This is a genomic window from Ruoffia sp. FAM 24228 (assembly GCF_045528575.1).
Classification (GTDB): Bacteria; Bacillota; Bacilli; order Lactobacillales; family Aerococcaceae; genus Ruoffia; species Ruoffia halotolerans.
The window spans coordinates 41,003-55,427 of record NZ_JBGQQZ010000009.1 but is presented as its reverse complement, the minus strand read 5'-3'; the positions used below and the strand labels follow the sequence as shown (position 1 = coordinate 55,427).

Here is a 14,425-nt window from a genome sequence, read left to right as displayed (position 1 = left end):
TTAAAGATGAGAACACAACACAAACTATCGTTGCATAGAGAGACACTTAAACATAGGAATAAAAAAAGAGCCAAGGTGACTGCGTCACCTGGCTCCTCGGTCCACCAACATCAAAAATTCATGAACCCTTTATCCAAGCGATTTAATCATTTAGATGGGGCGTTTTTAATTAAACGCTCTATTTTTTTGATTGACAAGTGTATATTGTGTATTATATGATGTAATACAGGTAATGGAGATGGAATCGAAGGGGTGAGAACATGTTAATGGAGATAGATTTATCAGCGGAAACACCGATATACCAACAAATTCGCGATCAAGTTGTGTTAGGAGTCGGCCGCGGGGATTTAAAATACGGAGAAAATTTACCAAGCGCAAGGCAACTGGCTCAAGATTTGGGCGTCAATCCAATGACGGTGAACAAGGCTTATCAAACCTTGAAGCGGGAAGGTATTATTGTAGTGGACCGTCGGGTTGGAACAAAAGTGCGAGAGAATCCAGACGATATGATTGAAAGTGAGTATTTAAACCGACTGGAAGTGACTTTGGCAGAAGGCTTAGCCAAGACGGAGGACAATCAAGCTCTTAAAGAAAAAGTCGTGTCGATGTTAGAAAATTTAATTGAAGGGAGAGAGAATCAATGATTTTAATGACGATTATTCTAATCCTAGTCTTTGTAATGATGATGAATTACGCCGTCAGTTACCAAAATTTTAAAATATTTGGCCTGTCTTTTGCGCCAGAACATGCTGAAACAGATGAAGTTAAGACATTACAACGCCAGTTTAGAGTGACTCAACTAATTATAGGAGCCGTCTTTATTGGCTTGTCATTCTTGGTGAGTTTGGATCTATTCCAAGGGTTGCGAGATTTTATGTGGATACTCATATTATTTAGTTATTTTGTCTTATCTTATGTGCCAGTATCAATTTGGCAAAGAAAATTCATGGTCTTAAAGCAGGAAAAGGGTTGGATATATGAAACACAAAAACGCGTGGTCGATATCAGTGTGACCCGAGAAAAAGGAAAAGCAGCGCCAAGTAAGAAATGGGCATGGCTCATTTGGTTACTGAGTTGGGTGCCAGTAATCATGGCATGGGTCGCTCAAAGTTCAGGAAGTTTCCTTCTGCCTTTAATCCTTGTACCGCTAACGCTCATCGTGATACCCTTGTCTTATGATATGGTGATTAGCAGTAAGACGCCGTTTGTGTCCAAAGATAGTGAAGTGACCCAAGCTTACATGCGTCATTTTGAAAGAAATAATGCGGTGAGTTACTTGGAGATGAGTTTAATGGTCAATATCTTCTTTATTGCTTTCACAGCGCTCATTCTCTTTAATCCATCGGATCTGTGGCTAATCCTATTATTGGGTGTGTTCTTACTAGCCATTGTTGCTTTAATGGCCCGAACAACTCAGAAAAATAAAGACCTCCAAGCAACATTTTTTGATCAAGCGGAATGGCAAATGCCTGAAGAAGAAGGCCAGTATAAATGGGGTGCCTACTATAATCCAAATGATTTCAGATTATTCGTGCCTAAACGTATATCCGGAATGGGTACGACAATTAATGTCGCTCATCCAGCTGGAAAGGTCATCATGGCGATCCTCGGAATCTTAGTCGTCGGTATTATTGGGCTCGTTCTGATGATGAGTCTGTCAGAATATGATGTTTCAATCCAAGCAGATACGGTTGCCGTCGAAGCACCGATGTACGGACTTGAAGTGGCCTATGACCAAATCGAATCGATTGAATTAAATGAAGGTCCGTTAGAAGGCTCACGCACAAATGGTTTTGGTGGAATGGAGAAACGCTTTGGTCATTTTAACTTAGAGGGTTACGGACCAGTAGAACTCTTCATCTATGACAGTCATCCTTACCACATCGATATTCAGTTTAATGACGGGGAGTCACCAGGGTGGTTGATCTTTAACCAAACGACGCAAGCAGAGACTGAAGCCGTGTATCAAGCATTAGTAGAACAATGGGAAATGAATCAGTAGTAAAACGAACCAAGCACTTAAAGGTGTTTGGTTTATTTTTTTAGATGTGTTTAATGCGCATTCGAATTGAAAAGGACTGCAGATTTAATCAAAAAAATACACATTAGGACGGAAAACCGAAATATTCCGACATAAGTTATAAAATTTATTTATTCAATATATTGAAATGACTTTCATTAATATGTATAATATGTGTATTAAAGCACAAAGGGGTTAAAGTATGAAGTTCGTTTGTAAGATAATGAAGTCAGCATTGATTATGGGTTTAGTATTAAGCAGTATAGTAGGTAGTTTGAACGTTAGTGCACAAGATAGCGAAACAGATGCAGAATCTGGAGCATCGGAAGTCACAGCAGACTTTACACACCCAGATGATTTAGCAGAATCATATGATGTCATAGTTATTGGTGCTGGTGGAGGAGGAATGGCTGCAGCAATTGCTGCCAAAGATGCTGGATCAAATGTGGCCATATTCGAAAAAATGCCAATATTAGGTGGAAATACTCTGAAATCATCAGCTGGAATGAATGCATCTGAATCTAAGTTCCAAGAAGCTGAAGGTATAGAAGATTCAAATGAATTGTTTTTTGAAGAGACAATGGCAGGCGGACACGATACAAACGATGAAGAGTTAGTTCATTATTTAGTAGATAATTCTGCTTCAGCAATAGAGTGGTTAGACTCTATGGGTATCACTTTAAGTAGTATTACCACTACAGGTGGTATGAGTGTACCAAGAGCACATCGTCCTGAAGCTGGATCAGCAATTGGAGGATATCTAGTGGACGGCTTACAACGAAATGTATTTGAACGTGAAATTCCAACTTTCGTAAATGCCAATGTCACTGAAATACTAGAAGAAGACGGAGTAGTCACTGGTGTCCAAGTTAATATTGAAGGTAATGAACATCAAGTGAATGCAAAAGCTGTAATTATTGCAACGGGCGGTTTTGGCGGTAACTTAGAAATGGTTACAGATAATAATCCGGATTTAGAAGGATTTGTTACGACGAATCACGAAGGAGCGACCGGAGATGGCTTAGTAATGGCCCAAGAAGTTGGCGCTCAGTTAGTAGATATGGATCAAATACAAATTCACCCAACAGTTGAGCAAGAGACTTCATATTTAATTACTGAAGCAGTACGAGGTGAAGGTGCTATTTTGGTTAATAAAGAGGGCGAGAGATTTTTTAATGAATTAGATACACGTGATGCAGTGTCACAAGCAATCTTATCTCAAACAGATTCATCTGCTTACGTAATTTTCGACCAAGCACTAAGAGGGCGAGTGAAAGCCATAGATCAGTATGAATCAATGGGCTTGGTTAAAGTTGGAGATACTATTGAGGAATTAGCTACTACTATAGAATTGGATCCAGAAGTATTGAGTCAAACTCTATCGATTTGGAATGATAGTGTAGCAAACGGAACTGATGATAACTTTGGAAGAACAACTGGTATGGAAATTGCATTAGAAGAAGCGCCTTTTTATGCAATAAAAATTGCGCCAGGAATTCACCATACAATGGGCGGGGTAAAAATTAACACAAACGCTCAAGTATTAAATGAAGCTGATGAAGCAATTACTGGTTTATATGCAGCTGGTGAAGCAAGTGGTGGTGTTCACGGATCAAATCGCATTGGCGGAAATGCTATAGCTGATATAATTATCTTTGGTCGCCAAGCAGGAGAGCAGAGTGCGTTATTTGTAAACTAAAATCCAATCTATAAAACTTAAACAAGGGGACCGACAATGATTAACTGTCAGCCCCCTTGTTTATTTGCAATTGACTCATCCAAATTATTCAGTTGGTACTTCCCCATATTCACTCAATGCAGTGGTAATAGCATTTCCTTCGTCATCAAAGATATATTCAGAAGCGATTTCACCAATTTCAGGGGCGTAGTAGTATCGTTGTACCTCACCTTCTGGCATAACCGATTCAATCACTAAGACATCATGATATGTTTCACCCTCAACTTCATGTTCAGCGAGAATATCCGTGACTGTAAACTCTAGTTCATCGCGGTAACCTCTTGTGAATGTGTCTCCAACTGCTAACTCGGCTGGGAAGAATGTCGCGACTTGCTCATCTAGGGAGTCTTCGTGATAACGGAAGTCTTCGCCTTCGTACGAATTTGGGTAGTAAGCTAATTCGATGACACCTTCTTCAGTCAATTGATAGACATAAGAGACAGTATTACCTGTATTGGCACGACTGACTTGGTAAATCCCGTCTTCATCGGGTTCATAATCTAAAGTTAAGGTAAAAGGCGCAAATTCCATGCCAACTCCTATGTGATCATAATAGGGATAGAATAAACCAGGTGCGTAGTTGCTAGTATCAACACTTTCAGTTGCTTCTTCAGCGGTTACTGCAGAGCTAAAGCCGGCAAATAGTACCGCAGCGAATAGTATTGACACCAGAATGCGTTTGAGTGCGTTCTTTTTCATATTTGGATCCCTCTTTCTAAAATGCGCTCGAGTTTGAAATTGCCACAATTCTTTGACACATCTCTCCTCCTTTTAACTAAATTCTACTATAAACAAGTCACTATCTAAAATAATATCCATTTTATAGAAATATTAAGCTTCTCTTAAGTAAGCGCATTCATTATGTGTTATAATAAATATATAAGACATACAGGAGGTGTGTAAAATGTTACATGAGTATCAACGCATATTAGTTGCGACAGATGGATCTGAAGGCGCTGAGTTGGCTTTGAATAAAGCCGTAGCAATTGCTGAACGGAATAATGCCAAACTATTTATTTTACATGTATTAGATACACGAGCAATCCAAGCGACATCAAGTTCGGATATTCATTTTAGGGATGCATTAAGAGACCTAGGTAACCGTGTGATGAGCGATGCGAAGGATTTAGCGACAGGGCGTGGCTTAACAGATGTTGAGACAATCCTTGAGATGGGATCTCCAAAATATGTCATTGCTGAAGATATTCCAAAACGCGAGAATATTGATTTAATTGTCATGGGTGCGAGAGGTATGGGTGCCGTTGAAAGATTCTTTATGGGATCTGTATCGGAAAATGTTATTCGTCATGCATCGTGTGACGTATTAGTAGTAAGACCAAAAGAAAGTGAATAAATTGACACATGATGTTGAGAAAGGATCTGAACAGTGTATTTAAATAGTCAATAATGCCTACTAGATCTAAAGATCTAGTAGGCATTTTTTTGAATTGTAACAGCACTTATAATCGAATCAGTTGCATATTTACCTCCAATTGTATTAACCTTAAGGAATAGAGATAAAACTAAATTTTAAGGAGCTATTTATGTTTTCAATAAATGGGAAAGAATTTATATGGAAGGCGTTAATGTCTTTAATGGGTATTACCCTCATCAGTTTTGGGGCTGCATTGAGCCAAACAATGAATATGGGCTTGGATCCATTCACTGCGATTAATACAGGTGCGAGTGAGTTACTTGGCTTTACTTTGGGGAATTATCAGTTATTTGTCAATGCTGCGATTTTGGCAATTATTTTGTTTTTTGACCGGAAGATTATTGGCTGGGGGACGATTTTTAACTTAGTGCTTGTTGGTTACATGATTGAATTCTTTATCAGCATGTTAGAGTCATTCATAGACCCAACTCAGTTTGCCTTTATCGTTCAGCTTTTAATTACAGTGGTCGCGATTTTAATCTTTACTTTCGGTGTCGCTTTATATATGGACGCTGATCTTGGGGTATCACCCTATGATGCGATAGCGCCAGTCATCACTGACCGCGTTTCAGCGAGTTACAAAACTGTCAGAATGATTCAAGATATAATTGTTGTAATTACTGCGTGGATTCTTGGGGGTCCAGTTGGCGTTTCAACCTTCATCACTGGTTTCCTGGCTGGTCCGTTGATTGATTTCTTTTCAAACCGTTTCACAAGGAAACTAACCGACAAAATCGAAGCACAAGCATAAAAAAGGACGCCTATCTCAGGCGTCTTTTGCTTTTAAGAAAATATATCATCTGCATTTTCTTTCTCAACTTGAACCATTGTATTCATGCGTGACAATTCACTCATTGGAATTGGATGGCCTGCTTCATTTAAAGCATCGGCGAATAACTTGTAATAACGTCCCTCGACGTCAACCACATCATCAGCGTCTTTAACCCAAATCCGTATTTTATAGATGAGTCGTCCGTGTTTGTCTTTCATCAAGCCAATAAATTCCGTCGTGTCATTAATTTGATCATCGGACTCGATGACTTGACGGTAAGTGTCTTTAAGTAACTCTTCATAGGCCGCAAAGTTAATATCTGTGGGAATCAATAAATCCAAATCAATTCGGACTGCTTCGCGCGACAGATTTGACAATTCTTGAATATTTCCATTGGGTATAAAATGATGAATCCCGTTATAATCGCGAATCACCGTAGTTCGCACCCCAATACTGTAAATGCGCCCTTCATAACCGTTAATGACGATGTGATCACCCACATCAAATTGGTGTTCAATCAAGATAAACAAACCATTCACCAAATCTGAAACTAAATCCTTCGCTCCTAAACCAACCGCCACACTCGCAATCCCAGCTCCAGCAACTAAAGTTCCCACTGGAATGCCAAGTATTGAAAGTACGCTGTAACCAACGAAGAAGTAAAATGTATAAAGAACGATATTCAGCAATAGTCGTTGAATCGTATTGTTTCTTGAAAAATTATAAAACTTAAAGCGCTTTGTGTTTTCAAAGTAAGTTGTAATAATTTTCTCAACTAACACCCGTACAAGCCATAAAGCAGCGACGGTCAATACGATCCGGAAGATAGCGCTAAGTCCATCTTCTAGCAAACCTTGAAAATCAAATGAAGAAAAAATATTATTAATCGCATTTCTTAAATAAGACATTAGTCAACTCCTTTCCTTAAATGTTTATTTGTTGGGCTTGCGGGGCGTCGTGACGAGGCGCGACGTACTGCAAGTCAATTTCCGTAGCGTCGTGCTCACTCACGACGCCCTGCAAAGCCAACTTAATTATGTTTGCCTTACATTCATTATAGGTTAAATTTAATAAGCATTTCAAATTAGACGCGTAAGTAAGTGTTCACAGTGTCTCACCTCATTATTTTCAGTTTATGTTAGAATGAAAGCAAAGAGGTGAGACAAGTGAACAATCTAAATTCAATTACACGAGGTATCAGTGCTGTTATCATCATTGGAGCATTTATTGCACAAATGAATGACCTCATATCAAGGCATATCTTCACTTCACTACTACTTTTTGCTGTTTCAATCCCACAACTCTATACTGCCTGGGAAATTTATTATAAAAACGACAAAAAATGGAACCTCACTTCAATTGCGATGACCATTCTAGGAGTGTTCTGTATTATATCAGCAGTAAGTATCTATATTATTGGTTAAAAATGACCTTGCGGTTCATCGTGACTCAGCGCGATGGACCGCAAATCTGTTTCCGTGGTGTCGTGATCGCCCACGACGTACCGCAAATTCAAATGCGTAGTGTCGAGCTCACTCACGACGTACCGCAAACGAAAATACGGAGCGTCGTGCCACCACACGACGCCCCGAAAACCAAAAAACCCACCTCAAATCATCAATTTGAGGTGGATTTCATCTATTATTTAGTCGCGCGCAATAAAAAGCGCGAGCTTTCTTGATTTTCAAAGAACATATCTGCTTCTACATTCCCAAAGCCTGCTGTCTGAACTTCTTCAGCCAACTGATTCATGTCAAAGCCGTGTCCATGACCTTGTTTACCCATTTCAATCAGTAATAATCGGCCGTCTTCATTCAACTGTTCAAGTAGCGACGCTAACAATGCTTGATAATTAGGAATGTGGTGCAAGACAAGTGACATAATTATCGTATCGACTTTTTCGGGAAGTTGAATACCTTTTTCAAAATCCATCAAGCGAACCGATGCATTGTGTGCGGATTTCTCAGCAAGTTTCAACTCGACTTGTTCCAGCATTTTCTCAGACCCGTCCACAAATAACATTGAATCCACGTCCTCAAGTAATTCCAAGCCGACTAAGCCGGTTCCGCAGCCTAAGTCGACCACTTTTTCCGAGCGCTCATCATTTAGAAAAGGGCGGATGGCTTCAGTTGCGAGCTCAGCCATTTTAATATTATTTGATGAGTCGTAATGCGATGCTAGTTGGTTAAATTTGTGTATATGATTCATTCAATTCTCTCCTTAAATGCGATTAAAATTCGCTTGACTTGCTTGGGCGATAATACCAATACCGGCCATATGACCTTGACTGGCAGAGACGATGAGCTGAGAAGGACCCGTAATTTCACCAGCAGCATAGATGCCTGGGATATTTGTCTGTCCCATCATATTCGTCACAACAAAGCCAGCTTCACTCACTTCCAGATCCAGTTGCTCAATAAATGGCATCGGGTGTTTTAATTCTGTCGTAATAAAACCTCCCGTACGCTCAAGAATCTCACCACCTTCAAAATGGACACTCTCAAGTTGCCCGTCAGAACCCTTTAATTCACGAATCGTATCTTCGATAAGTCGAATGTTATTTCCCTCTAAGAGTGCTTTTTGTTCTGAATCAAAGACCACCAATCCATTAGTAGCAACAACTAAGTCATCAGTCCAGTTGGTTAATAATTATTTCAATATTAGCCTAATGCTGTTGTCTTGCGTGCACTTCTTTTAAAATGTCTCCGATAGTCTTCTGCGCCAAAACTTCCTGCATCTTAACTTCAGCCTCAGAAATCGCATTTTCAATTAAACATTCGTGATGATGCGTACTTTCATGAGTCATCGTACAATTTAACATGGCTTCCTGTCCCTCGACAGCTTGAATAATATCTAAAAATGAACATGAATCAGGTGATCCAAGTAATTGGTAGCCGCCATTAACCCCAGGTGTTGACGTAATAAGCCCGGCTTTAGATAATTTAGTCAAAATCTTAGACAAATAGCTCGGCGACAGATGTTGGCGACTAGCCAAATCCTCAACCCGAACCGCTTCACGATCCGACTCCATAGCTAAATGAACCATCGAATGCAGGGCGTAATTCGTTGCTTTTGAATATTTCATAACATGGCCTCCTTAATTAAAGACTCAATTTGTCTGGAATTAAATATAAAGGAAATAAAAAACAAAAGCAAGAAAAAAATAATAGGAACTATAAAAATAGTTCCTGCTAAATTATAAATCTTCACTAAACTCCAACGCTTTTTCAGTGAAATAAATCATTTCCTTAGCTAAATTCCCGCGCAAATCAGAAATAGAAGCCAAGACTAGTTTCTTATCTTCCACAACTAACTTCCCATCAATAAAGACATGACTCACATTTGAAGCATTCGCAGAGTAAACCAAAGCACTGTAAACATCGAAGATTGGGAACATATTCACCGAATCAGTTTCAATTAACACAATATCAGCTTTTTTCCCAACTTCAATCGATCCGATTGAGTCTGACATCCCAATCGCTTCAGCCCCACCCAATGTAGCTAAGCGAACAATCTCTCGTGCAGGGAAGGCAGCACGGTTTCCTGTATGCGTCTTATGAAAATTCGCCACCATCCGCATTTGTGTGAATAAATCGAGCGTGTTGCCACTACTCGGTCCATCCGTCCCTAATCCGACAGCTAAACCGGCCTCTAACATTGAAGAGAGTGGTGCCACGCCTTTAGCTGATTTCGTATTCGCGCCGATACAATGCGCGACTGAAACTTGCTTTTCTTTCATTAAGGCGATATCCGAATCAGCCACGAATATACAATGAGCAGCCAAGGTTTTCTCATCTAATACGCCGAGCTGACTTAAATATTCAACGGGTGTTTGACCATACTCTTCACGGTATTTATCCATCTCAAAAGTCATTTCACTCAGGTGAATGGAGAAAGGAATATAATATTTGCGAGCCAATTCACTCGCAGCAATGAGCGACTCATCCGTATTGGTATAAGGCGCGTGAGGCGCAACTGCAGGGGTAATGCGGTCGTGATTTAACCAACGTGGAATAAAATCTTCGCTATAAGCTAAGCCACCAAATTCAATCTCACTGTCCGGACTTTTATCGATGACAGATTCGCCCAATATCGCGCGAGCATGCATTTCATCTGTTGCTACTGCAATTTCTTCTTCAAAATAATACATATCAAAAAAAGTTGTTACGCCAGCAAGTTGCATTTCTGCAATGGCATATTTAGCACTATGGTAGGCTAATTCTTTCGTCATACATTCATGTTCTAAAGGAAATAAGAAGCGCGTTAACCGGTCGGGTGTGTCGTCTCCAAGCGATCTAAAAGGAATCATTCCTACATGCGTGTGGGTATTCACCATACCTGGCATAGCTATGGCACCATTTCCGTCAATCACTGTATCGAAATCCGCCTCAGAAGGAGCTTGACTAGCGTCGCCAAAGCCCACAATTTGCGTACCGTCAATCATTAAAAAGGCGTCTTCGAATTGTGTAAATTGTGCGTCCAAGGTAATTAAATGAATGTTTTTGATTAATGTTTTCATGCTTAATCCTCCATTAATGGAATCAGTTGATGTGTATGTACATCCATCATACCAAAGTCTGTGATTTTAATTTGAGGCGACACTGGAAGGGATAACGTAGAAAAAGACATAATTTCATTTGTATTGTCATATCCTAAATGAATCATAGCCTGGCGCACCGCTTTTAAATCGCGACCAATCTCAGGTAATGCTTTATCGCTTATGATTCCACCAATCGGCAGGGGACAAGTTGCGACAACTTCTCCGCCTTGCGCAACAACATAAGCCCCATTCAGACGTAAAACTTCGCGTTGCGCCTGTAAGATATCTTCACTTGATGTTCCCATGACCATTAAATTATGATGATCATGTGCCCAAGTCGTTGCGACAGCACCTTTGTCACTCAATGCGCCTTCTACGAGCCCATAACCAACTTGTCTATTTTTCCCATATCGTTCTTGAACAATAATTAATGACAAGCCGCTACCTTCCCAATCCAAATAGCCATTCTTCACTTTAACCGGTCGCTTCACATGTTCGGTAAAGGTCCCGACAGATTGAATTTGAATCACATTACACATCACTTCAGACACATCTTCACGCACCGGAATTCGTAAATCATCGAGGGTGAGTTCAGCACAGTTAACAGACGAATAGAAGTGGCTTGGAAAGTCTAAAGCCTCTTGATCAAAAGCCAAGGCATCACCGGCTCGATGAACTAAACGGCCATCTTTATAAACGCAGTCAATCTCGAAAGTATCCAAATCATTCAACAGAATAAAGTCCGCTTTTAACCCACTCGCAATGGCACCACGGTCTTGAAAGCCCATCCGGCGCGCCGGCGTGTATGTACTCATATAAATGGCATCGACCGGGTCTAAGCCTTCCTGAATACCAAGACGCAAGTTGGCGTTCAAATGTCCCTCTAACAAGTCATCAGGCATAATATCATCAGTAATTAAAGCGACATGTTCAAAGAGCTGATGTTCATTAATTACCGCAATATTCTCTTTTGTTAGTGATTTCTTTTGCAACTCAATAAAAATCCCGCTCCCAACCTTTTCTAGTATGGATTCAGGAGATTGGTGGGTATGGTCGGCGTTTAAACCGGCATACATAAACTTAGCTAAGTCCTCACCTTCAACGCGGGGAATGTGGCCTTCGAGAGGCATGAAAGGCTTGTTCTTCTGCACTGTTTGTAGAATATTTCGAATCAGTGAATCTGGTTCAGAGGTAATACCTTTAAAGTTCATAGCTTCGCCTAAAGCAATTACTTTTGGATGTTCCAATAACTCCCTCACTTCAGCGACACCGATCATTCCGCCTGTTGTTTCGCGTTCGGGAACCGTCGACGGAACCGATGAAGGAATCGCGTAGAAGATATCCATTACCGTGTCTTGTGCCATAAACGCATAGATACCTTCAATGCCAAAGACGTTCGCGATCTCATGAGAGTCCGCAACCACTGTTGTCACTCCATGAGACAGGGCAGCTCCAGAGAAGGTTGATGGGGGAATCATCGAGCTTTCAATATGCATGTGAATATCAATCAAACCTGGAACAATAAATTTATCCGAGGCATCCACAATCTCTTTCGGATTTAAATAACGCAAATCAGTCTCTTTAATATAGTAGAAACGGTCGTTAATAATCGCGATATTTTTTCTTTCAAAGCATTTTAAGAAGGCATTAAATACTTGCCCATTTTCAATGAGTAAATCAATCAATTTATTCAATCCTTTCAAGAACAATGAGAAAAAGATGAAACTTCAGGTGACTCCCCGAAATTTCATCTTTTCAAAAGTGAGCTAAAGACTATTGGTTCATCAATTCATTCCAAGTGTTAATCCACTCGTCTAAGTTCTCGTTAACAAAAGTAAAGTCAATGGCTTTGGCGCGTTGAGCAACATCACCGTAAGTTTTATTAGCAGCTGTTTCTTCGTCTAATTCAACGTCCGCATTTGTTGGGGCTTCATTTAATGAGCTGGCTGTTTGTGTTTGTAATTCTTCACTGAGTTTCCAGTTAATGAAAGCATAAGCCGCTTCTTTATTTTCTGAAGAAGCAACGACGTTTAAAGTATTGAAGTTTGCATAAGTTCCAGATTCAGGGACAATGAATTGCACATCTGGGTTTGCTTCAGAAATAATTGGGTAAGCAAAGTCACCAACAACGGCTGCAACAATTTCACCAGATTGGAAAAGGTTCGCTAAGTCAGATGATTTTGTATAAGTTTTTGTAATGTTTGGTTTTAAGTCTGTTAAAGCTTGGAAAGCCGCTTCACCATTATCAGTTGTAATATCAACACCTGCGTGATCACTTGCAACGTGTAACATCGCTGGACCAAACGTTGTTGTAATATCTGGAATCGAAATCTTACCTTCTAAAGCAGGATCCCATAAATCAGACCACTCATCGATAGTCATGCCAGCCGCTTCTTCATTGTAGATAATTCCGATACTATTCATTGTATAAGGCGCTCCAGCTGAATCCACAGCATCTTGGGCACCGTCTACTAATAAAGCTAAATTCGGTACTTTTTCTTCGTCTAAAGGCTCGAACATTCCTTCCGCAACCCCTGAAGCTGCGTTGTTTTGAGATAGTTCAATGACGTCAATGGTTGAGTGTGGGTTGTTTTGTAATTTTGTAAAGCGTTCGCTTGAATTCCCAACTTCGTGCGTAATATTAATGCCTTCTGCTTCAGTAAATGGAGCAAAGACGTCAGATTGAATCACATCTTCTGAAATCGCAAACGTCGAGACAATTAATTCACCATTATCTTGAGCAGATGCTGTGTCTGAAGTAGAAGCCGTGTCTGAATTACCACAAGCCGCAAGGACCATAACTGATGTTAAAGCTAATACAGATGTTTTAATAATTTTCATTATATATTCTCCTTTAAGAATGTTTTAAACTAAAATTAATTTTTCTGGTGTTAGATAAAGAGTAACTTGATCGCCACTTTGATACAGAGTTTGTGAGTCATCATTGACAATTAACTTACCAACCGGAGTCTCCACTTCGTATTGGTAACTTTTACCTAAGAATGTCCGAACTAAAATCTTACCAACAATTGTATTCTCTTCAGAAATTGTATGGTCAATGATTAGAATATCATCTGGGCGAATTGTTGCCTTCACTTCTGCTCGGTCTAAGTCCGCTTGAGTTGTATGAATCGCGGTACCGTTATCAGTAACGTAAGCGCCGCTTGCTTGTTTTGTAAGATTAATAAAATTCTCAAAGCCAATAAAACGAGCAACGAACTCTGTTTTAGGAGAATGATAAATCTCCTCAGGTGTTGCGTATTGTTCAATGACTCCGTTGTTCATAACAGCTACTTTATCTGAGATTGAGAAACACTCTTCTTGATCATGGGTAACAAAGACAGTTGTAATACCTAATTGTCTTTGAATTCGTTTGATTTCCATACGCATAGAGACACGTAATTTAGCGTCTAAGTTACTCAAAGGCTCATCTAGTAATAATAACTTCGGCTCAATAACTAAAGCGCGAGCTAAAGCAACCCGTTGTCTTTGCCCACCGGATAACTGTTTAGGATAACGGTCAGCAAAGTCAGCTAAGCCAGTCACTTCAAGCATGGCAGTGACTTTTTCTTTAATCGTCTGTTTGTCTACTTTTTGCATTTTTAAACCGAAGGCCACATTTTCAAAAATCGTTAAATGCGGGAACAGGGCGTAAGACTGGAAGACCATTCCGAATTGGCGTTTATGTACGGGTGTAGCAGTCAAATCTTCGTTATCCACTGTAAACTGCCCATCATTAGGATCAATTAATCCAGCAATGACACGCAAAGTTGTTGTCTTTCCACAACCCGATGGACCGAGCAGTGACACAAGTTCTCCGTTTTCGATGGAGAGGTTTAAATCTTTTAATATATCTGTCTTCCCGTCATAACTGACGCGAATGTCATTCAAATTAACAAAAGCCATTGTATTGGCGTCCT

15 protein-coding genes are annotated in these 14,425 nt (G+C 40.0%); 6 read left to right on the top strand and 9 right to left on the bottom strand.

The features are described from left to right. The first annotated feature begins 260 nt into the window (after positions 1-260). From ACEN33_RS02810 to ACEN33_RS02800, 3 genes are all read left to right on the top strand, one after another. Positions 261-644 carry a GntR family transcriptional regulator gene (locus ACEN33_RS02810; RefSeq protein WP_138403867.1) on the top strand — a complete coding sequence of 128 codons (384 nt, stop codon included), beginning with the start codon at positions 261-263 and terminating at the stop codon, positions 642-644. Then, positions 641-2,002, top strand: coding sequence for a DUF5808 domain-containing protein (locus tag ACEN33_RS02805; RefSeq protein ID WP_407089792.1), 1,362 nt, complete (start codon positions 641-643; stop codon positions 2,000-2,002). The genes ACEN33_RS02810 and ACEN33_RS02805 overlap by 4 nt, the downstream gene beginning before the upstream one ends. A 220-nt stretch (positions 2,003-2,222) precedes the next feature. Further along, the gene (locus ACEN33_RS02800) at positions 2,223-3,719 is read left to right on the top strand and encodes a flavocytochrome c (RefSeq protein WP_407094509.1); all 1,497 of its coding nucleotides are present in this window, start codon (positions 2,223-2,225) and stop codon (positions 3,717-3,719) included. Positions 3,720-3,803: 84 nt separating this feature from the next. On the opposite strand, the gene ACEN33_RS02795 is transcribed toward ACEN33_RS02800, so the two are convergent. After that, a complete protein-coding gene (locus tag ACEN33_RS02795; RefSeq protein WP_407094508.1) occupies positions 3,804-4,457 on the bottom strand; it encodes a hypothetical protein in 654 nt (217 codons plus the stop codon). Positions 4,458-4,662: 205 nt separating this feature from the next. On the opposite strand from ACEN33_RS02795, the gene ACEN33_RS02790 reads away from it, so the two are divergent. Then, positions 4,663-5,112, top strand: coding sequence for a universal stress protein (locus ACEN33_RS02790; RefSeq protein WP_407089795.1), 450 nt, complete (start codon positions 4,663-4,665; stop codon positions 5,110-5,112). A 190-nt stretch (positions 5,113-5,302) separates the two neighbouring features. Then, a complete protein-coding gene (locus ACEN33_RS02785) occupies positions 5,303-5,944 on the top strand; it encodes a YczE/YyaS/YitT family protein (RefSeq protein WP_407094507.1) in 642 nt (213 codons plus the stop codon). A gap of 32 nt (positions 5,945-5,976) precedes the next feature. Here ACEN33_RS02785 and ACEN33_RS02780 read toward each other — a convergent pair whose 3' ends face one another. Then, complete coding sequence (locus ACEN33_RS02780; RefSeq protein ID WP_407093537.1) at positions 5,977-6,873, bottom strand: mechanosensitive ion channel family protein; 897 nt, start codon at positions 6,871-6,873, stop codon at positions 5,977-5,979. A 258-nt stretch (positions 6,874-7,131) separates the two neighbouring features. Between ACEN33_RS02780 and ACEN33_RS02775 the strand changes: the two genes are divergently transcribed. Beyond that, positions 7,132-7,389 carry a hypothetical protein gene (locus ACEN33_RS02775; RefSeq protein ID WP_138403861.1) on the top strand — a complete coding sequence of 86 codons (258 nt, stop codon included), beginning with the start codon at positions 7,132-7,134 and terminating at the stop codon, positions 7,387-7,389. A 217-nt stretch (positions 7,390-7,606) separates the two neighbouring features. Here the strand turns inward: ACEN33_RS02775 and ACEN33_RS02770 are convergent, their stop codons facing one another. From ACEN33_RS02770 to ACEN33_RS02740, 7 genes are all read right to left on the bottom strand, one after another. Next, positions 7,607-8,173: a class I SAM-dependent methyltransferase gene (locus ACEN33_RS02770; protein WP_407089798.1), complete on the bottom strand. Its 567-nt coding sequence runs from the start codon at positions 8,171-8,173 to the stop codon at positions 7,607-7,609. Positions 8,174-8,185: 12 nt separating this feature from the next. Beyond that, the gene (locus ACEN33_RS02765) at positions 8,186-8,566 is read right to left on the bottom strand and encodes an FAD-dependent oxidoreductase (RefSeq protein WP_407089800.1); all 381 of its coding nucleotides are present in this window, start codon (positions 8,564-8,566) and stop codon (positions 8,186-8,188) included. A gap of 64 nt (positions 8,567-8,630) precedes the next feature. Further along, positions 8,631-9,050: an Rrf2 family transcriptional regulator gene (locus tag ACEN33_RS02760; RefSeq protein ID WP_407089801.1), complete on the bottom strand. Its 420-nt coding sequence runs from the start codon at positions 9,048-9,050 to the stop codon at positions 8,631-8,633. A 111-nt stretch (positions 9,051-9,161) separates the two neighbouring features. Continuing rightward, positions 9,162-10,484, bottom strand: a complete 1,323-nt coding sequence (locus ACEN33_RS02755) for an amidohydrolase (RefSeq protein ID WP_407089802.1) — start codon at positions 10,482-10,484, stop codon at positions 9,162-9,164. A gap of 2 nt (positions 10,485-10,486) precedes the next feature. Then, positions 10,487-12,190, bottom strand: a complete 1,704-nt coding sequence (locus tag ACEN33_RS02750; protein ID WP_407094506.1) for an adenine deaminase C-terminal domain-containing protein — start codon at positions 12,188-12,190, stop codon at positions 10,487-10,489. A gap of 88 nt (positions 12,191-12,278) precedes the next feature. After that, a complete protein-coding gene (locus tag ACEN33_RS02745; RefSeq protein WP_197103003.1) occupies positions 12,279-13,346 on the bottom strand; it encodes a PotD/PotF family extracellular solute-binding protein in 1,068 nt (355 codons plus the stop codon). Between the two features lie 24 nt (positions 13,347-13,370). Next, positions 13,371-14,411, bottom strand: a complete 1,041-nt coding sequence (locus ACEN33_RS02740) for an ABC transporter ATP-binding protein (RefSeq protein ID WP_407089804.1) — start codon at positions 14,409-14,411, stop codon at positions 13,371-13,373. Positions 14,412-14,425: the final 14 nt, after the last annotated feature.